This is a genomic window from Sphaerisporangium album (genome assembly GCF_003323745.1).
GTDB lineage: Bacteria > Actinomycetota > Actinomycetes > Streptosporangiales > Streptosporangiaceae > Sphaerisporangium > Sphaerisporangium album.
The window spans coordinates 92,594-112,969 of record NZ_QOIL01000025.1 but is presented as its reverse complement, the minus strand read 5'-3'; the positions used below and the strand labels follow the sequence as shown (position 1 = coordinate 112,969).

At 71.4% G+C, this 20,376-nt stretch carries 13 protein-coding genes; 4 read left to right on the top strand and 9 right to left on the bottom strand.

Annotation, left to right across the window (positions count from 1 at the left end; genetic code table 11):
* Positions 1-77: 77 nt before the first annotated feature.
* The 7 genes from DQ384_RS33765 to DQ384_RS33735 all read right to left on the bottom strand — a co-directional run bounded on the left by DQ384_RS33765 (position 78) and on the right by DQ384_RS33735 (position 7,418).
* Entirely contained in the window at positions 78-353 is a 276-nt protein-coding gene (locus DQ384_RS33765) for a hypothetical protein (RefSeq protein WP_114032967.1), read from the bottom strand.
* Between the two features lie 328 nt (positions 354-681).
* The gene (locus DQ384_RS33760; protein WP_114032928.1) at positions 682-1,677 is read right to left on the bottom strand and encodes a LacI family DNA-binding transcriptional regulator; all 996 of its coding nucleotides are present in this window, start codon (positions 1,675-1,677) and stop codon (positions 682-684) included.
* Positions 1,678-1,699: 22 nt separating this feature from the next.
* Entirely contained in the window at positions 1,700-2,689 is a 990-nt protein-coding gene (locus DQ384_RS33755; protein WP_114032927.1) for a LacI family DNA-binding transcriptional regulator, read from the bottom strand.
* A complete protein-coding gene (locus tag DQ384_RS33750) occupies positions 2,686-4,122 on the bottom strand; it encodes a GH1 family beta-glucosidase (RefSeq protein ID WP_220183285.1) in 1,437 nt (478 codons plus the stop codon). Before DQ384_RS33750 ends, DQ384_RS33755 begins: the two co-directional genes overlap by 4 nt.
* A gap of 2 nt (positions 4,123-4,124) precedes the next feature.
* Entirely contained in the window at positions 4,125-4,955 is an 831-nt protein-coding gene (locus DQ384_RS33745; protein ID WP_114032925.1) for a carbohydrate ABC transporter permease, read from the bottom strand.
* Positions 4,955-5,929, bottom strand: coding sequence for a carbohydrate ABC transporter permease (locus tag DQ384_RS33740; protein ID WP_114032924.1), 975 nt, complete (start codon positions 5,927-5,929; stop codon positions 4,955-4,957). The genes DQ384_RS33745 and DQ384_RS33740 overlap by 1 nt, the downstream gene beginning before the upstream one ends.
* Positions 5,930-6,104: 175 nt before the next feature.
* The gene (locus DQ384_RS33735) at positions 6,105-7,418 is read right to left on the bottom strand and encodes an ABC transporter substrate-binding protein (protein WP_114032923.1); all 1,314 of its coding nucleotides are present in this window, start codon (positions 7,416-7,418) and stop codon (positions 6,105-6,107) included.
* A gap of 361 nt (positions 7,419-7,779) precedes the next feature.
* Here DQ384_RS33735 and DQ384_RS33730 point away from each other — a divergent pair, with 361 nt between their 5' ends.
* From DQ384_RS33730 to DQ384_RS33715, 4 genes are all read left to right on the top strand, one after another.
* Positions 7,780-9,951 carry a discoidin domain-containing protein gene (locus tag DQ384_RS33730; RefSeq protein WP_220183280.1) on the top strand — a complete coding sequence of 724 codons (2,172 nt, stop codon included), beginning with the start codon at positions 7,780-7,782 and terminating at the stop codon, positions 9,949-9,951.
* A 93-nt stretch (positions 9,952-10,044) separates the two neighbouring features.
* Positions 10,045-12,870, top strand: coding sequence for a PQQ-dependent sugar dehydrogenase (locus tag DQ384_RS33725; protein ID WP_114032921.1), 2,826 nt, complete (start codon positions 10,045-10,047; stop codon positions 12,868-12,870).
* Positions 12,863-14,485, top strand: a complete 1,623-nt coding sequence (locus DQ384_RS43375; protein ID WP_114032920.1) for a ThuA domain-containing protein — start codon at positions 12,863-12,865, stop codon at positions 14,483-14,485. Before DQ384_RS33725 ends, DQ384_RS43375 begins: the two co-directional genes overlap by 8 nt.
* 138 nt (positions 14,486-14,623) lie before the next feature.
* Positions 14,624-16,096 (top strand): glycosyltransferase family 39 protein, encoded by a 1,473-nt coding sequence (locus DQ384_RS33715; protein WP_114032919.1) that lies wholly within the window; start codon positions 14,624-14,626, stop codon positions 16,094-16,096.
* Positions 16,097-16,124: 28 nt separating this feature from the next.
* Here DQ384_RS33715 and DQ384_RS33710 read toward each other — a convergent pair whose 3' ends face one another.
* Both DQ384_RS33710 and DQ384_RS33705 read right to left on the bottom strand, forming a co-directional pair.
* Positions 16,125-16,967: a thioesterase II family protein gene (locus tag DQ384_RS33710; RefSeq protein WP_245966961.1), complete on the bottom strand. Its 843-nt coding sequence runs from the start codon at positions 16,965-16,967 to the stop codon at positions 16,125-16,127.
* Between the two features lie 170 nt (positions 16,968-17,137).
* Positions 17,138-20,158: a discoidin domain-containing protein gene (locus DQ384_RS33705; protein WP_114032918.1), complete on the bottom strand. Its 3,021-nt coding sequence runs from the start codon at positions 20,156-20,158 to the stop codon at positions 17,138-17,140.
* Positions 20,159-20,376 lie beyond the last annotated feature (218 nt).

Sequence of the window (20,376 nt, the reverse complement as noted above, 5' to 3'; positions counted from 1 at the left end):
GGCCGGGCGGGGGCGGACCGCTCGAACGCCACCCGGCGAGCCCCGGCGGCTTCGCTCCCGCGCCGGCGCCGCCGCGGTCAGCCTTCGACGGGCGGCCCGGCCCCGACGGGACGGCAGGCGCGCAGGCGCCAGTGGCTGACGGCGGGGTCACTGAGCGCCTCGGTGACCATGGCGTGGACCTGGGCGCTGGTGATGTCGTCGTCGGTCTCGACCCGGATGACGATCTCTCCGTTGGCCTGCCGGAGGTCTTTTCGCCATTGTTCGGGCAGAAGGGCCAAAATACGGATGCCGTCGATCGGCGAATTCGCCGCGGGACCGAGCCCGGCGCTGTGCATCGTCACCTCGACCAGCATCGTCACCGTCCTCGTCCGGCACCGGCGGGCGCCCGGGATCGCCGTGGCAGAGCAGTCTACGCCGATCGTACCGGAGCCGGAACAGCCCGGCGCGGCACCGCGAGGCCGCCTTACGGCTCACCGGAGACAGGACCGAATTGCGCATTACCGCGGGTCCGGGACCGCGTATCGAGGCGCGGCGCACGTCGAATGACCATGCGCGGCGCTTTCACGGACCCGGCGATATCACCACCGAAAAGTCACTCAACCTGGTGGTACGACCCACTTTCTCCTGTTAAACGCGACAATTGACGTAATAAGCCCACAATCCGCACGCCGCCCGGGATCGTCACGCCGACTCGCGCACGATGAGCTCGGTCGGCAGCACCACGGGAGCGACGTCGCCCCCGTCCATGATGCCGAGCAGCAGTCGCACCGTCGCCGCCGCCTGCTCGCGGAACGGCTGGCGGATCGTCGTCAGCGGCGGCTCGGTGTAGCGGGCGGCCTCGATGTCGTCGAAGCCCACCACCGCGACGTCGTCCGGCACCCGCCGCCCCGCCTGCCGCAGCGCCTTCATCGCCCCGAGCGCCATCAGGTCGTTGGCGACGAACACCGCGTCGAGCCCGGGGTCGTCCTCCAGGAGCTGCCGCATCGCGACCAGGCCGGACTCGCGGGTGAAGTCGCCGATCGCGACGATGGAGCGCCGGTCGGAGCCCTGGAGCACCGCGCGGTACCCGGCGAGCCGGTCCTGGCCGCCCACCATGTCGGGCGGCCCGGCGATCGTGGCGATGCGCCGCCGCCCGCGTTCGAGCAGGTGGCGCACGGCCGCCTCGGCGCCGCCCACGTTGTCGTTGTCGACGTACGGCAGGTTGACGTTCACGGCGGGCCGCCCCAGCGACACCGCGGGGACGCGCATGCGGGTGATCGCCGCGGGAAGCGGGTCGGCGCCGTGCATCGAGACGAGCATGACGCCGTCCACGTGCCCGCCGGTCAGGTAGCGTTCCACCCGCGCGTGCCCCGCCGGGGTGCCGGCGAGCATGAGGATGACCTGCCTGTCGGCCTCCTCCAGCTCGGAGCTGGCCGCGCGTATGACGGTCGCGAACATCGGGTCGTCGGAGAACACCCTGGTGGGCGGTTCGGAGACCACCAGGGCGATCGAGTCGGTGCGCTGGGTGACCAGGCTGCGCGCCGCTAGGTTCGGGACGTACCCCATCTCGTCGACCGCGCGCATCACGGCGTCGCGGAGCTCGGGTGTCACGGTGGTGCCACCGTTGACCACCCGGGAGACCGTGGCGCGGGAGACCCCCGCCCGTGCCGCCACGGCTTCGAGAGTCGGGCGCTTCATCGCTGTGCCCTCCCTGGTTGTGTCACGCCGATTCCCTGACGACCAGCTCGTTCGGCATGATGACGGGCTCGCCGCTCGCCCCTTCCAGCAGGCCGAGCAGCAGCCGGGTGGTCGCCGCGGCCTGGTCGGTCATGGGGCTCCGCACGGTCGTGAGCCGCGGCGTGGTGTAGAGCGCGGCCTCGATGTCGTCGAAGCCCACCACCGCGACGTCCTCCGGCACCCGCCGCCCCGCCTCGTGCAGCGCGCGCAGGGCGCCGATCGCCATGAGGTCGTTGGCGGCGAACACCGCGTCCAGCGCCGGGTCGTCCTCCAGCAGCTGCCGCATGCCCGCGTACCCGGAGACGCGGGTGAAGTCGCCGATGGCGACGATGGACCGGCGCCCGGTGTCCCGCAGGGTCTCGCGGTAGCCGGCGAGCCGGTCCTGGGCGGCGCGCATGTCGAGCGGCCCGGTGATCGTGGCGATCCGGCGCCGCCCCAGGCCGAGCAGGTGGCGCACCGCGACGCGGGCGCCACCCAGGTTGTCGTTGTCCACGTAGGGCACCCCGGGGGCGGACCGCCCGTGCGAGACCATGGGCACGCCCATGCGCGCGAGCGAGGCGGGCAGCGGGTCGGCGCCGTGCATCGACAGCAGGAGGACGCCGGCGACGTGCCCGGCGGCCACGAACTGCTCCACCCGGAGCTGGCTCTCCGACGATCCCGCGAGGACGAGCGTGACCTGCTTGCCCGCCTCCTCCAGCCCCCGGCTCATCGTGCGCACGACGGTCGAGAACATCGGGTCGTCGGAGATCACGCCCATCGGGGGGTCGGAGACGATGACGGCGACCGTGTTGGTCCGCTGCGTCGCCAGGCTGCGCGCCGCCCCGTTGGGGACGTAGCCGAGCTCCCGCACCGCCTGGATCACCAGCTCGCGGATCTCGGGGGTGACGGTGGCGTCACCGTTCACCACCCGCGACACGCTCGACTTCGACACCCCCGCCCGGGCGGCGACCGCCTCCAAGGTGGGTCGTCTCATGCCAGCCCATTCTCCCGGATGACGCCGCGGTACCACAGGGCGCTGTCCTTGGGCAGGCGGCGCTGCGTCGCGTAGTCGACGTGGACGATGCCGAACCGGCGGTTGTAGCCCTCCGCCCACTCGAAGTTGTCCAGCAGCGACCAGACGAGGTAGCCACGCATGTCGGCGCCCGCCTCGACCGCCGCGTGCACCGCCCGCAGGTGGGACTCCAGGTAGGCGGTGCGGTCGGTGTCGTGGACGTGCTCGCCGGTGGCGTCCTTGGTGACGACGTCCTCGAACGCCGCGCCGTTCTCCGTGACCATCAGCCCGACCTCGGGGTAGTCGGCGGACAGGCGCACGAGCAGGCGGGACAGGCCGGTCGGGACGATCGGCCAGTCCATGGCGGTCTTGGGAGCGTCGACGCCGTCGAACAGGATGTCCTCGGTGCCGGGCCAGGCGGGGTTGGCCGGCTCGCCCGGACTCGACCGGACGACGCATGGGTTGTAGTAGTTGATGCCGATCAGGTCGGTGCGCTGGTGGATGTCCGCCAGGTCGCCGTCGTGGATGTGGTCCAGCCCGCCGTGCCGCTCGACGATCCGCAGCACCTCCTCGGGGTAGGAGCCGCGCAGCACCGGGTCGAGCATCTGCTTGTTGAGCAGGCAGTCGACGCGGTGCACCGCCTCGGCGTCGGCCTCCGACAGCTCGGCCGCCGGGTCGGCGCTCTGCGCCGGGGTGACCACCGGCGAGGAGTTGATGACCAGCATGATCTCCTGCGCCCCGGCCGCCCGCAGGGCCTGGGTGGCCAGGCCGTGCCCGAGCAGGAAGTGGTGGGCGGCGCGCAGGGCCGAGGCGGCGTCGGTGCGTCCCGGCGCGTGGATGCCCGAGCCGTACCCGAGGAACGCCTGGACCCACGGCTCGTTGAGCGTGGCCCAGTTGCTCACGCGGTCGCCGAGGCGCGCGTACACGGCCTCGGCGTAGTCGGCGAGCCGGTGCGCGGTCTCACGGGAGGTCCACCCGCCGCGGTCCTCCAGCGTCTGGGGCAGGTCCCAGTGGTAGAGCGTGACGTACGGCGTGATGCCCGCGCCGGCCAGCTCGTCCACGAGCCGGTCGTAGAAGTCCAGGCCGCGCGGGTTGATCGGCCCGGTGCCGTCGGGCTGTACGCGGGGCCAGGAGATCGAGAAGCGGTAGGCGCGCAGGCCCAGCTCCCGCATGAGCCGCACGTCGTCGGCGTACCGGTGGTAGTGGTCGCAGGCGACGTCACCGGTGTGGCCGAAGGCCACCTTGCCGGGCGTGCGCGCGAAGGTGTCCCAGACCGAGGGGGCGCGGCCGTCGTCCCTGGCCGCCCCCTCGATCTGGTAGGACGCCGTCGCGGCGCCCCAGACGAAGCCTTCGGGGAAGACCGCACGCCCCTCCGTCAGATATGAAGGCAGGGTCCCCCGAGTGGTGACGGTCATGGTCATCCCTTCACAGCTCCTTGCATGATTCCTCCGATGACCTGCTTGCCGAGCAGGGCGAACACGATGACCAGCGGCAGCGTTCCGAGCGCCGTGCCGGCCAGGCTGAGGGCGTAGTCGCTGACGTATCCGGCGGCCAGCGTCGACAGCGCCACCTGCACGGTGGGGTTCTCCGGGGTGAGCACGACCAGGGGCCAGAAGTAGTCGTTCCAGGCCGACATGAAGGTCAGCATGCCGAGGACGGCCGCCGCCGGGCGCGCGGCCGGCAGGACCACGTGCCAAACCAGGCCCCAGGTGCTGCACCCGTCGACCCGCCCGGCCTCCAGCAGCTCGGTCGGCAGGGCCCGCGACAGGTACTGCGTCATGAAGAAGACGCCGAAGGCGTTGGTGAGCGCCGGGACGACCAGCGCGTACATGGAGCCGGTCCACTCGAGCTTCACCATGAGCAGGTACAGCGGGATGATGCCGAGCTGGGTCGGCACCATCATCGTCGCGACGGTGATCACCAGCAGGATCCTGCTGCCGCGGAAGCGCAGCTTGGCGAAGGCGAACCCGGCCAGGGTGGAGAAGAACATCACCGAGATCGCGATGCCGCCGGCGACGAGGACCGAGTTGAACAGCGCCAGGGCGAAGGGCACGGTGTCGAAGACGCGGCCGATGTTCGCGACCAGGTTGCCGCCGGGCACCAGCGGGGGCGGCACGTCCGCGAGCGCCGAGTTGTCGCGGGAGGCGACCACCACGCTGTAGTAGAGCGGGAGCGCCGAGAAGAACGCCACCGCCATCAGCGTCAGATACGTGAGCGTGCGGGCCGTGCCCGCGCCGTTCCGCGGCATCACGTCAGGCTCCCTCGCGTCCGGCGGGTCAGCAGGTAGTTGATGGCCGCGACGATGACGATGAAGACGAACATCATCCAGGACACGGCGGACGCGTACCCGAAGTCCAGCTTGGTGAAGTTCTCGTAGATGAACAGCGCCAGGGTCTGGTACTGGCGGTCGGGTCCGCCGGTGAGGCTGTAGGTGCCGAAGAGCAGCGGCTCGGCGAGGATCTGCATCGCGCCGATCGTGGAGGTGATGACGACGAACACGATCGTGGGCCGGATCATCGGAACGGTGATCTTGCGTAGCTGCGTGAACCCGCTGGCGCCGTCGATGGTCGCGGCCTCGTACAGCTCGCGGGGCACGGCCTGCATGGCGGCGAGGAAGATCAGCGTGTTGTAGCCGGTCCACCGCCACATGATCATGACGGAGATGGCGGCGTGGGAGGTCGCGGTCCCGGCGTTCCAGTCGACGGCGCCGGCGCCGAACCAGGACAGCACCCAGTTGATCAGGCCGTAGTCACGGCCGAAGAGCTGGCTGAAGATGACGACGACCGCGACGACGCTGGTGACGTTGGGCAGCAGCAGTGTCACGCGGAAGATGGTCTGGGCCTTCAGCGGGCGGTTCAGCAGGTGGGCCAGCCAGATGGCCAGCAGCAACTGCGGCGCCGTCGAGAACACGCCGATGGAGACGGTGTTGAACGTCGCGTTCCAGAAGTAGTCGTCGGCGAGCAGCGTGCGGAAGTTGTCGAGCCCGACGAAGGTGTGCACGTCGGACAGCAGCGTCCACTCGTGGAGGCTGACCCACGCGGTGTACGCCAGCGGGAACAGCCCGAAAGCACAGAAGAGCAGGAAGAACGGGGCGACATAGGCGTAGGGGGAGCCCTTGACGTCCAGCCGGTGGACCAGATGCCGCCGGTTGGTTCCGGGGCTTGACCGCACCGGCGGGGCGGGCGGGATCGCCGCCACGTTGTCGGGGGCACGGGTGGCCATGGCAGCTCCTTTCGGCAGGCCACAGGGGTGTGGCCTTGGCAGGCCACGGGGACCGGCGGACCTGTGCGGTCCGGTCGCGGGGCGGGGGCCACGCGACCGGACCGGGGACGTCCGCCGTAGGATCCCGCGAGGACGTGGCCGGCCCGGTTGTCGCGGGCCGGCCACCTCCGGCGGCTTACTTGATCCTTTCGAGGTCCTTGAGCGCCTGTGCCCACGCCTCGTCGGGAGACTGCTTGCCCTGCTCGATGCGCTGGAGCGCGTTGCCGAACGTGGTGAGCACGTCACCGGCCTTGGGACCGACGTACTGCGGCTTCAGCGCCTTGGCGGCATCGGTGAAGATCTTGCCGGTGGGCGCGTCGCTGAAGAACGGGTTCTTGAACCCGGTGATCGTCGGGTCGTCGTAGAGCGCCGGGATCGACGGCAGCGCTCCGGCCTCGGTGAACAGCTTGAGCTGATTGTCCTTGCTGGTGAGCAGGTCGATCAGCTCGGCGGCCTCCTTGGGGTGCTTACCCTGCTTGGGGGCCATGAGGTGCGTGCCGCCCTGGTTGCCGCCGCCACCGCCGGGCACCGCGGCCACGTCCCACTTGCCGGAGGTCGTGGGGGCGGCGTCCTTGATGCTGCCGAGCTTCCAGGCCGGGCAGATGATGGTGGCGAACGAGCCCTTGGTGAGGCCGGTGTTCCACGGCGGGCTGAAGGCGGCGAGCTTGGCGGACTCGTCGGCCTGGACCATCGCGGCGTTCAGGTCGAACGCCTTCTTCACATCGGGGTTGGTGCCCGCGACGAGGTTGTTCTGCTGGTCGTAGAAGCCGACGGGGGCCTGGTCGACCATGGCGCGGAAGTTCTCGCCCGGGCCGTCGAACCACTTGGCGCCGTCGACCTTGGCGGCGACGAACTTCTTGCCGGCCTCCATGTACTGCTCCCAGGTGGGCCAGAGCTGGGAGACCTCCGCGCGGTCGGTCGGCAGGCCGGCCTTCTTGAACAGGTCGGTGCGGTAGCACATGGCCAGGCCGCCGACGTCGGTGCCGAGGCCGAGCAGCTTGGAGCCGTCGGGAGACAGGCCCTGCTTCCACTTCCAGTCCAGGTAGTCGCCCTGGCGCTTGGTCAGGCCGTACTCGTTGAGGTCGTAGAACTTGTCGGCCAGCGGCGTGAACTGGGCGATGTACCCGGCCTCGACCGCCTCGACGTCGGCAGCTCCCGCCCCCGTGGCCAGCTGCGTGGTGAGGTTCTTGTGGTGGTCGTTGAACTGCGCGCGGCGCTCGACGATCTCGACGTTCGGGTGCGTCTTCTTGAACTCCTCGTAGATGGGAGCGAAGTGGAAGTCGCTGAACAGCGCGACCGTCAGCTTGATCTTCTCGGCCGGTTGAGCGGCGCCTGACGAGGCGCCCGCGTTCGTGGCGTCACTGCCGCCACCGCCACAGGCGGCCACGCTTGCGGCGAGTACGGCAACGGCCAGCAGCGGGGTGACCACCCCGGCGCGAAGCTTGCCCATAGACCCTCCCTGGGGGCTTTTATTGATCTTGGAGGGAGCGCTCCCTGAGAAGGTTCATGCGATTGTGACGGTCATGTCAACGGGTTGGAGGGTAACGATCGCCGTGACCTACTGTGAGGTAACGATCAAGCTGAAGAGAGCGCTCACACCTTCCCCGCAGTGTTTCCGCATGTCAGCGCATGATCAACGGTCGTTTTCGCGTTCAGAGAGAGCGCTCTCCACGATGCATCACAAGTAGCGCACAAATGTGCCGGACATTTCCTTTGAGTTAATTCAGGTCTTGACAGAGGCTCGCGGGAGAGCGCACTCTCGGAAGCCAGGGAGCGCTCCCCGAACCCCCCATGTTTTACGAGGAGACGCCGTGAGTTCTTCCCGCGGCCCGAGCCGAACCCGCTTGGGCCTGCTCTTCGCGACCGCGATCGTCCTGATCACGTCCTGCTTCACCCTCGTCCCGGCCTTGGCGGCCGACACCCTCCTGTCCCAGGGCAAGACCGTCACCGCGTCCTCGTCCGAGAACGCCGCCTTCCCCGCCTCCGCGGCCGTGGACGGCAACGCCGGCACGCGGTGGGCCAGTGCGTTCAGCGACCCGCAGTGGATCCAGGTCGACCTCGGCGCCACCGCGAGCGTCAGCCGCGTGGTGCTGACCTGGGAGGCCGCGTACGCGCGCGCCTTCCAGATCCAGACGTCCCCCGACGGCACGACCTGGACGCCCGTCTACACCACCACCACCGGCACCGGCGGCACCCAGGACCTCACCGTAGCCGGAAACGGCCGCTACGTCCGGATGTACGGCACACAACGGGCCACCGCCTACGGCTACTCGCTGTTCGAGTTCCAGGTCTACGGCTCGACCGGGACCTCGAACCCGCCGGGCTGCGGCACGGCGAACGCGGCGCAGGGCAAGCCCGCCACCGCCTCCTCGTCCGAGAACGCCGCCTTCCCCGCCTCGGCCGCCGTCGACGGCAACGCCGGCACGCGGTGGGCCAGCGCGTTCAGCGACCCGCAGTGGATCCAGGTCGACCTCGGCTCCTCCCAGGCCATCTGCGGCGTCACCCTCACCTGGGAGCCCGCCTACGCGCGCGCCTTCCAGATCCAGACGTCCCCCGACGGCAACGCCTGGACGCCGATCTACAGCACCACCACCGGCACCGGCGGCACCCAGACCCTGGACGTGACCGGCAACGGCCGGTACGTGCGCCTGTACGGCACCCAGCGCGCCACCGCGTACGGCTACTCGCTGTGGGAGTTCGCCATCCGCACCGGCTCCGGCGGCTCGACCCCGTCGCCGACGCCGACCATCACCCCGACGATCACCCCGCCGCCCGACCCGGGCGGCGACAAGCTGCTGTCCTACAACAAGCCGGGCGTCGCCTCCAGCACGCAGAACGATGTGAACTGCGGCAACTGCACCGAGGCCAGGGCCTTCGACCGTGACCCCGCCACCCGCTGGGCCACCAGCTCCACCACCGGCTGGGTCGACCCGGGCTGGATCTATGTCGACCTCGGCGCCACCGCGCAGATCCACAAGGTCATCCTGCAGTGGGACCCGGCGTACGCCAAGGCCTTCCAGATCCAGACCTCGCCCGACGCGGTCAACTGGACCCCGATCTACTCCACCACCACGGGCACGGGCTTCAAGCAGACCCTGACCGTGAACGGCACCGGCCGCTACGTGCGCATGTACGGCACCCAGCGCGGCACCGCCTACGGCTACTCGCTGTGGGAGTTCCAGGTCTGGGGCACGGGCGGCGCGCCGATCACCCCGCCGCCGCTCCCGCCCGACCCGCGCACTCCCCCGCAGCTGGTCTGGAGCGACGAGTTCAACGGCGCGGCGGGCTCCAAGCCTGACGCGGCCAAGTGGACTCCGGAGGTCGGTCCCGGCGTCAACAACGAGCTGCAGTACTACACCAACAACAACAACGCGACGATGGACGGCAACGGCAGCCTCGTGATGGAGGCCCGCCGCGAGACCACCCCCGGCTCGGCCTGCCCCGGCGGCCCGTGCCAGTACACCTCCTCACGGCTCAACACCTACGGGAAGTTCAACTTCACCTACGGCCGCGTCGAGGCGAGGATCAAGGTTTCGGGCACCAAGGGCCTGTGGCCCGCGTTCTGGCTGCTCGGCGCCGACTTCTTCTCCCAGAACCGCCCCTGGCCATACGTGGGTGAGATCGACATCATGGAGCACTTGGGCCGCGAGCCGCAGACCGTGTACTCCACGATCCACGCCCCGGCGTACTTCGGCGGCGGCGGCTTCGGCTCGCCGTACTCCATCGCCGGCGACTTCGCGAGCGACTACCACGTCTTCGCGGTCGACTGGAACAGCCAGGGCATGAAGTTCACGGTGGACGGCAACGTGATCCACACCGTCGACCGCGCCACCCTGGAGACCACCAAGGGCCCGTGGGTGTTCGACCACCCGTTCTTCATCATCCTCAACAACGCCGTGGGCGGCGACTGGCCCGGCCCGCCCGACGGCACCACGGTGTTCCCGCAGAAGATGCTCGTGGACTACGTCCGCGTCTACCAGTGAGCACCGGCACCGCCTGATCCGTCACGCCGATAGATCGCCACCGGGGCCCCGCCACGGCGGGGCCCCGGTCACCCCCCTCCCCCTGGATGTGCAATGCGTTCCGTACGCAGATGGGCCGGCGCCGCCCTGGTGGCGCTGGCCCTGACCGCCCAACCGCTCGCGGCGCTCGCCGCACCCGTCGACCCCGCCCAGTTCCAGCAGGTCACGCTCGCCAAGGGCGTGGCCGAGGTGGGCGAGCCCATGTCCATGGCCGTCCTGCCCGACCGCACGGTCGTGCACACGGCCCGCGACGGCACGGTGCGCGTCACCGACGCCGCCGGCAACACCAAGGTCTCCGGCAAGCTGCCGGTCTACTTCAACGACGAGGAGGGCCTGCAGGGCGTCGGCGTCGATCCCGGCTTCGCCACCAACAGGTTCATCTACCTGTACTACGCCCCGCCGCTGAACACCCCGCCGAACGGCTCCCCGCTGGACGGCACCGACGCCGACTTCGCCCGCTTCGAGGGCGTCAACCGGCTGTCGCGCTTCACGCTGAACGCGGACAACACGCTCAACACCGCCAGCGAGAAGACCGTCCTGGAGGTCAAGACCAACCGGGGCGCCTGCTGTCACGTCGGCGGCGACATCGACTTCGACGCCGCGGGCAACCTGTACCTGACGACCGGCGACGACACCGAGCCCGGCTTCAACGACGGCTACGCCCCGCTGGACGACCGCCCCGGCCGCGCTCCCTTCCTGGACGCGCAGCGCGGCGCCGCCAACACCAACGACCTGCGCGGCAAGGTCCTGCGCGTCAAGGTCAACGCCGACGGCACGTACTCGATCCCGGCCGGCAACATGTTCCCGCCCGGGACGCCCAACACCCGGCCCGAGATCTACGCCATGGGCTTTCGCAACCCGTTCCGTATGAGCGTGGACAAGGCCACCGGCGTGGTCTACCTGGGCGACTACGGCCCCGACGCCGGCGCGGCGAGCAACCGCGGCCCCGGCGGCCAGGTGGAGTTCAACCGGATCACCGCGCCCGGCTTCTTCGGCTGGCCGTACTGCACCGGCGGCAACACCCCGGCGGAGACCTACGCGCACTACGACTACGCGACCGGCACGGTCGGCGCCAAGTACGACTGCGCGGGCGGGCCCACCAACGGCTCCCGCAAGAACACCGGCCAGGCCAAGCTGCCGCCCGCGCAGCCGGCGTGGATCAAGTACGACGGTTGTTCGCTGCCGGAGTTCGGCTGCGGCGCCGAGTCGCCGATGGGCGGCGTGGTCTACCGGTACAACACCAACGTCAGCTCGCCGGTCAAGTTCCCGCAGACGCTGGACGGCCACTTCTTCGCGGGCGAGCTGCAGCGCGGGTGGATCAAGGACATCGTCGTCAACCCCGACGGCGGCCGCGGCGCGATCCAGCCGTTCCCGTGGTCGGGCAAGACCGTGATGGACATGGCCTTCGGCCCCGACGGCGCGCTGTACGTCCTCGACTACGGGACGGGCTGGTTCAACGGCAACGCCGACTCGGCCCTCTACCGCATCGAGTACATCGGCGGCGGCGCGGGCGGGCGTGCCCCGGTCGCGGTCGCGTCGGGCACGCCGACGAGCGGCAGGGCGCCGCTCAACGTGGCGTTCTCCTCGGCCGGCACCTCCGACCCCGACGGCGACGCCATCACCTTCTCGTGGGCGTTCGGCGACGGCGGCACCTCGACGGCGGCCAACCCGGCGCACACCTACACCGCCAACGGCACCTACGTCGTCACGCTGACGGTGCGCGACGGCACGGGCAAGACCGCCACGGCCAACGTGACGATCACCGTCGGCAACACCGCGCCCGCCGTGAGCATCCAGCTCCCGCAGAACGGCCAGGTGTTCTCCTTCGGCGACGCCGTGCCGTACCGGATCACCGCGACCGACGCCGAGGACGGCACGATCGACTGCGCCCGGGTCAAGATGAACTACATCCTGGGCCACGACACGCACGGCCACCCGATGGCCTCCGCGACCGGCTGCACCGGGACGATCCAGACGCCGCCCAACGGCGAGCACGACGGGGCGGCCAACCTGTTCGGGGTCTGGGACGCCGAGTACACCGACGCGGGCGGGCTGACCACGCACGCGCAGGTCGTCACCCAGCCGAGGACCCGTCAGGCGGAGCACTACACCACCTCACAGGGGATCGCGCTGTTCGACAAGGCCACCGCGCACGGCGCCAAGACGGTGGGCAACATCGAGAACGGCGACTGGATCTCCTTCGACCCCTACGTCCTGTCGGGCATCACGACGTTCGGCGCCCGGGTCAGCTCGGGAGGGGCCGGCGGCTCCATCCAGGTGCGGGCGGGCTCCCCGACCGGCACGCTGCTCGGCACCGCCACCGTGCCCGTCACCGGAGGCTGGGAGACGTTCACCGACGTCACCACCACACTGAACGGGCCGGCCCCGGCGGGCACGACGAAGCTGTACCTGGTGTTCACCGGCGGGGCGGGGCCGCTGTTCGACCTCGACGACTTCACCCTGAACGGCGGGAGCGCCCCGCCGCCCCCCGGAGGGCTGCTGTCGCTGAACCGCCCGGTCACCGTCTCCTCCACCGAGAACGCCGGCACCCCCGGCTCGGCGGCGGTCGACGGCAACGCCGGAACCCGCTGGTCCTCGGCCTTCTCCGACCCGCAGTGGATCTCGGTCGACCTCGGCGCCGGCCGCTCGGTCAGCCGCGTGAAGCTCACATGGGAGGCCGCCTACGGCAAGGCCTACCGGATCGAGACCTCGGCCGACGGCACGACCTGGACACCCGCATACTCGACCACCGCGTCGGACGGCGGCGTCGACGACGTCACCTTCGCCGCGGTCAGCGCCCGCTACGTGCGCGTGTACGGCACGCAGCGCGCCACCGGCTACGGCTACTCCCTCTGGGAGATGGAGGTCTACGGTGCCTAAAAGAATCCTCTTCACCCTCATCGCAGGACTGCTCGTGACCGTGCTCGGTCTCGGCGCGCAGGCGGCGCTCGCCGCCGACCCGCCGTACAAGGTGCTCGTCTTCAGCAAGACCGCCGGGTTCCGGCACGACTCGATCCCGGTCGGCATCCAGATGGTCCGGGACCTCGGCGCGGCGAACAACTTCACCGTCGACGCCACCGAGGACGCCGCCGCGTTCACGACCGCCAACCTGGCGCAGTACAAGGTCGTGATCTTCCTGAGCACCACCGGCGACGTGCTCAACGCCGCCCAGCAGACGGCCTTCGAGTCCTACATCGGCTCGGGCGGCGGCTACGTCGGCGTCCACGCCGCGGCGGACACCGAGTACGACTGGCCGTTCTACGGCCAGCTCGTCGGCGCCTGGTTCGCCTCGCACCCCGCGATCCAGCAGGTCACGGTCCGGGTGGACGACCAGACGCACCCGTCCACGACGGGCCTGCCCGCCGCCTGGGTGCGGACCGACGAGCTGTACAACTACCGCACCAACCCGCGCGGCGTCGCGCGCGTCCTGGCCCGCCTGGACGAGTCGACCTACACCGGCGGCTCGATGGGCGCCGACCACCCGATCACCTGGTGCCACCCCTTCCAGGGCGGGCGCGCCTGGTACACCGGCCTCGGCCACACCCAGCAGTCCTACGCCGAGCCGCTGTTCCGCGGCCACGTCCTCGGCGGCATCCGCTGGGCGGCGGGCGTCGCGGCCGGTGACTGCGGGGGCGGCGGTCCCACGCCGACGCCGACTCCGACTGTGACGCCGAACCCGGGCACGACGCAAGCCGAGGCCTTCACCTCGCAGTTCGGCACGCAGGTCGTCGCCAAGGCCTCCGCGCGCGGCGGCCAGGCGGTCGGCTACATCGAGAACGGCGACTGGCTCGGCTTCTCCGGCGTCTCCACCGCCGGCGTGACGGGCTTCTCGGCGCGGGTCGCGTCGGCGGGCGTGGGCGGCACCATCCAGGTGCGGTCCGGCTCGGCCACCGGCACGCTGCTCGGCTCGATCGCGGTCGCCCCGACCGGCGGCTGGGAGAACTGGGCGACCGTCTCCGGCACGCTGACCGGCACCGCGACCGGGCCGCTGTTCCTGGCGTTCACCGGCGGCGCGGGCTCGCTGTTCGACATCGACGAGTTCACCCTGGTCAAGGGCCCGACCCCGACGCCCACCCCGACGCCGAGCGACCCGGTGCCGACGGTCAAGCTGCTGTCGCAGGGCCGCCCGGTGACCGTCTCCTCGACCGAGAACGCCGGCACGCCCGGCTCGGCCGCGGTGGACGGCAACGCCGGGACCCGCTGGTCCTCGGCCTTCTCCGACCCGCAGTGGATCTCGGTGGACCTGGGCGCGCCGCACCCGGTCAGCCGGGTCAAGCTGACCTGGGAGGCGGCCTACGGCAAGGCGTACCGGATCGAGACCTCGACCGACGGCACGACCTGGACGCCCGCCTACACCACGACGGCCTCCGACGGCGGCGTGGACGACATCACCCTGTCCACCAACGTCAGCGCCCGCTACGTCCGCGTGTACGGCACGCAGCGCGCCACCGGCTACGGCTACTCGCTGTGGGAGCTGGAGGTCTACGGCTACTGAGCCGTCCCTGAAGTAACACTCCCCGCACTCGGCCCGGCCTCGGTGACTCTCTCCCCGGGGCCGGGCCGCACCATTTCGTTCGGGTTCGGTGTGGTTCGTTTTGGTACCCGCACCGCGTCTCGGACAGTATGGGCGTCCATGGACATCTCGGTACCGGGCGTGGCAGGGGGCGGCGATCGCGCGGTGACCACGCCGGAGCGGGGCCGGGCCGCGCACGCGGGCCGGGGGCGCGTCGTCCCGCGCGTGGACGCCGCCGTGGCCGTGATGACCGCGGCGGCCTTCGTCATCACGGTCGCGTGGTCCTGGGAGCCGTCGATGTGGGCCGACGAGCTCGCCACCGTGGGCTCGGTGTCGTCCCTGGACGTCCTGTGGGACACGCTGCGTGAGCGCGACGCCGTCTTCCTCCCCTACTACCTGCTCATGTACGTCTGGACCCGGCTGGGGACGGCGGACTGGTGGGTGCGGCTGCCCTCCGCGCTCGCCGTCGCCGCGGCCACGGGGCTGCTCACCGATCTCGGCCGCCGTCTGGCGGGAGCCCGGGCGGGCGTGGTGGCGGGGGCCGCGCTGCTGGTGCTGCCGTCGATGGCCCGGTTCGGCCAGGAGGCCCGGCCGTACACGCTGGCCGTCGCCGCCGCGGTGTTCTCGTTCTGGGCGCTGCGCCGGGCCACCGAGACCGGCCGGTGGGGGCGGTACGTCCTCGCCGTCGCGCTGCTGCCCTGCGCGCACCTGTTCGCCGTGCTCGTCCTTCCCGCGCATCTGGTGATCACCCGGCGGTGCCTGCCGTGGCTGGCCCTCGGCTCCCCGCCGGCCCTCGCGCTCGCGGCGCTGTCGGCCGGGCAGGTCGGGCAGGTGGGCTGGCTCGGCCCGCCGGCCTGGCAGAACCTGGTCCTGGTGCGCAGCGCGGTCACCGCGTGGATGCCCGAGCCCGAGCCCGGCGACCTGCCCGCGGTGGTCCTCGGCTGGCTGGTCGCGCTCGCGGGGCTGGCGGCGGCCGTGCACCTGTGGCGCGCGAGACCGGGCGAGCGGGCCTTCGTGGCGGGCGCGGTGGTGTGGGGTGTGCTGCCCACGGCCGTGCTGTGCGCGGTGTCCTATCTCGGCACGCCGGTCTACAACTCCCGGTACGTGCTGGCCGCCGCCCCGGCCTTCGCCCTGCTCGCCGGGATGGCCCTGGGCCGCGCCCGTCTGCCCGTCCGGCTCGCCGCGCTGGCCGTGGCCGCGGCCCTCGCCCTGCCCCAGCAGGCGCACGCGCGGACCGCCTCCGGGCACCAGGTGAACTACCGGGACGCCGCCGCCCTCGTCGCGGCGGAGGCGCGGCCGGGCGACCTGGTCGCCTACGCGGTGCCGTGGGCGCGCGAGGGCCTGACCCACTACGCGGCGATGCCGCCGGAGATGAGCGCGCGCCAGGCGATCGGCGGGCGCGTCTGGCTGGTGCGCGAGCGCACCGACCGTCCCGTGCGCCCCGGCACCTCGGTCCCCTCCCGGTACGGGCTGGCGCAGGCGGCGATCCCCAAGGTGGACCTCCTGCTGCGGAACCGCTTCACGGCCCGCCAGGTCCGGCACTTCCGGGGCGTCACCGTCCTGCTCCTGGAGCGGGACGCCGCGCCGCGCTGACGCCCGCACGGGACCGGGCGGGGCGGGGTCAGTCCAGCGCGCGGTCGATCTCGGCGAGGACCTCGGCCTGCCGCGGCACCAGGTAGAAGTGGTCGCCCGGCAGGAAGCGCACGGTGACCTCCTCGGTCGTCACCTCGCGCCAGCGCCCGGCGTCCTCGGGCGTCACCTGCGCGTCCTCGTCGCCGGCGAGCACGGTGACCGGGCAGCCCAGCGGCGGGCCGTCCCGGTGGACGTAGGACTCGATCAGCTCGAAGTCGTTGCGCACGTACGGGAACGTCAGGTCCCGGATCTCGGGGTCGTCCAGCACGTCGGCGTCGGTGCCGCCGAGGGCGCGCAGGCTGCGCATGAACGTCTCGTCGTCGGCGCGGGCCACCGGCTCCTCGCGCGGGGGGATCTGCGGCGCCCGCCTGCCGGAGACGAACAGGTGGACGGGCGGCGTGCCGAGGTCGTGCAGCGCGCGGGCGGTCTCGTAGGCGAGGACGGCGCCCATGCTGTGGCCGAACAACGCGACCGGGCGGTCGAGCAGCGGGCCCATCGCCTCCGTGACAAGCCCCACCATGCGCGCGGCGTCGGAGATCAGGGGCTCGGACATGCGGTCGGCCCGGCCGGGGTACTGCACGGAGCGGACCTCGATCGCGGGAGAGAGCGCCAGGTGCCACTGGTGGTAGACGGCGGCGGACCCGCCCGCGTGGGGAAAGCAGAGCAGGCGCAGCCTGGCGAACGGCCGCGACCTGGCGGTCGGGAACCAGGTGGCCCAGGACGACCGGCCGCTGCGTAACGGCGCGGTCCTCTTGATCGGTCCCGAACGCGAAGCGCTCCCGGCGCCGCTGGACTCGCCGGGCTGGCTGCTCTGGCCGGACTGGACGGACACGTCTCCCCCACTCTGCTCGCTCGATCGGCCGGGCGGGCCGCGGCCGCGGGCGCGTCCATCTCGCGCCCGCGGCCGCCCGCGCTCGGACCCTACCGGACGACCGGCCCCCGGGGCGCGTGCGCAGAGGGCCGGCCGGGTGAGGTCACGAACGAGGACAGAGGGGGCTCACCTCACCGGTAGACCCCGAACTCCCAGAGCGAGTAGCCCCACGGGGTGCCGCGCTGGGAGAGCTCGACGCGGACGTAGCGGGCCGTGACGTTGAGGTCGATGTCGTCGAAGCCGCCGTCGCCGGTCGTGGTGGAGAAGGGGACGCTCCAGGTGGTCCCGTCGGTGGAGGTCCGGATCTGGTAGGACTTGCCGTAGGCGGCCTCCCAGCCGAGCTGCACGTGCCTGACCGGCACGTTGCTCCCGAGGTCGACCTGGATCCACTGCGCGTCGCTCCACTCGCTGGCCCAGCGCGTGGTGAAGCTGCCGTCGGTCGCCTTGGAGGGCAGGAACGGCGCGCCGTCACCGGTGGCCTGGTAGGTCGAGGCGGTGGTGGGCTTGCCGATCGCCACGTTGGTGCCGGGCGGCACCGGCGGCACGACCCGGAACGACTTCTGCTCGATGCCCACGTTGCCCTGGCCGTCGTAGGCGTAGACGTAGACCTTCCACACGCCCATCTGCTGCGGCGCGGTCACCGTGAAGCGGCCGGGCGCGGTCTCGGTGAACCGGACGTGCTTGAAGCCGGTGGCGCCGGTGATGTGCTTGTCGCTGAACATCAGGTTGTAGCGCAGCGGGTCGCCGTTCGGGTCGGAGGCGGTGACGTCGACGGTGAACTGCCCGCCCGCCGGGACGCTCGTCTGCGAGCCGACGTTCATGGCGGTGATCTCCGGCGGGGTGTTGCCGGAGGGCTGGCCGGTGTAGGCCTGCTTCAGCGCGTGGTAGCCGAGGCGCCGCCACCCGCCGGTGAAGGTATTGAGCCACACGCCGCCGAAGTCGTTCTCCAGGCCGTAGTGGAACTCGGTGGCGCCGAGCGCGACGCCCGGGTGCGCGTTGATCGCGTTCCAGCTCGCCGTGTAGCCGGCCCGCTTCTGCATGTCGGTGGGCTCGGTGGGCACGCCGTTGACGTCGTTGGGAACCTCCCACTCGCCTGCCGGGCCGCCCTCGGTGATGATGTACGGCTTGGTGTAGCCGCCGTCGATCCACGCCTGCTTGACGCCGCCGATCGCGCCGTAGGAGTTGACGGCCAGCAGGTCGAGCGCGGGGGCGTGGTTCTTGTAGTACGGCCACGCGCCCGTCCAGGCGTCGGTGGAGGTGACGGGGTGGTTGGGGTCGGCGGCGTGGATGGCGACCGCGACCTCGTTGACGAACTTGGCGTAGGCGACGCGGCGCGCCTCGACCTCTGCGGCCGGGAGGCCGTGGTCCTGCATGGTGAGGATGACCTCGTTGCCGACGTCCCACATCAGCACGCCCTGCTTGTTCTTCAGCGCGTTGACCCGGGCGACGATCTCGTTCTTGACGTTGTTCTTGTAGGTCGTGTCGTTGACGTAGTCCGCGCCCTGGTTGAGCCAGTGCCCGACGACCACCCTGATGCCGTGCCGGGCGGCCCGGTCGAGCAGGGCGGGGGTCTGCGCGTCGTCCACGCCCCAGGTGCGGATGGTGTTGACGCCCATGGACGCGAGGTCGCGCATGTACCCGTCGGCGGCGCCCTGCGGCGGGCCGTAGGTGAGGCCCTTGACGATGTAGGGCAGGCCGTTGCAGGTGAGCTGCCAGTTGCCCTGGGTCCCGGTCACGCGGACGGTGCTGGGCCCGGCGGGGACCGGCGGGTCGGTCATGGCCGGGGCCGCGGCGCCGACGCTCTTCTCGACGGCGATGGATTCCACGCTGAGGACGCCGCCGGAGGTCGTCGCGGCGGTGGGCGTGGTGGTGCCGGCGAGGGCGTTGGGCAGCGAGCCGCCGATGGCGAGGTCCAGGCGCAGGTAGAAGCCGTGTTGCACGGCGGCCTGCCAGGCGGCGACACCGACCTGGCTCTCGCGCACGACCCAGGTCTGCCTGCCGTCGAGGTAGAAGCGGATCTCCTCGTCGGTCTTCGTGCGGTCGATGATCTGGGTGTAGTCGTGGTAGCCGGTCTGGCAGCCGGTGCAGGAGGCGAAGCCGCTGGTGCGGCCGTCGTACTCGTTGCACACGCCGCCCGGCGCGGTGCCGCAGTGCAGGGTGTTGGCGAGCTGGTCGCGGCCGTTGACGTCGGTCATGATGTCGGTCTCGCCGACGCCGGGCCAGTTGTTGTAGTTGCCCCGGTAGGCGGCGCCGGTCGCGCGGAAGCCCGGCCAGTAGCCGAGGGCGTTGGCGACGTCGGGCTGCTTGAGCCGCGCGGTGAACTTGAGCTGCTCACCGGGCTGGGGAGCGAAGTCGGTGCGCTGGGTCTCGATCCGGCCGGAGGTCCAGTTCCCGGCGCCGTCCCTGATCGCCTTGATGGACAGCCGGCCCGCGCCGTCGAGGGAGACGTTGGCGGTCGAGGCGCTCATGGTCTCGACCTCGCCGGTGCCCCAGTTGGCGGCGCCGCCCGGGTACTGGGTGCCGGTGCGCAGGATCCAGTTCGCCGCCGACGGGGAGGTGCCCGCGGCGCCGTCGAAGTCGTCCCGCCAGATGGAGGTCCAGTTGCCGGGCGGCTGGGTCGGCGGGTCTGTCGGCGGCGTCGTGCCCGTGGTGCCGTACACCTGGAACTCCCACAGCGAGTAGCCGTAGCCGGTGCCCCGGGCGGTGCCGTACATGCGCACGTACCGGCCGCTGCCGGACACCGCCAGCGTCTGCGTGCCGCCCGTGCCGGTGGTGGTGGAGTAGGCGTCGGTCCAGGCGGCGCCGTCGGCGGAAAGCTGGATCTTGAAGGCCTTGCCGTACGCGGCCTCCCACTGCAGCACGACCTGGCTCACGGTCGCGGTCGCGCCGAGGTCCACCTGGAGCCACTGCGGGTCGCTGAAGGTACTGGCCCAGCGGGTGCCGGGGTTGCCGTCGACGGCCGCGGACGCCGCCCAGGCGGCGCCCTCGGTGGAGGACGCGGTGGCGGGCCTGCCCTGGGACAGCAGCGTGTCGGCGGCCGCGGCGGTAGCCGCGGCCGACACCAGGGCCGTGGCGAGCAGGGCCAGCAAGGTGATCAAGGTGTAGACGACGGCGCCCGGGCGGTGACGGCCCGGGCCTCGGGATGGATGCACGGTCTCTCCTGGGGGAAGGGGGTGGCGCCGTGAGGGGCGGGGCAAGCGAGGGAGAGCGCTCTCCAAGGAGAGTGCACCTGCGTGCCGACCCTCGTCAAGGCTCCCCCGCAATCCGGACGAAACGTCTTGCTCATCTTGCCGAAACCGGGCCGTCCGCGAAACGGACGCCCCGTCACCATTGACATCCCCGCACGGGACGGTGAGTCTAGGCGGTGGAG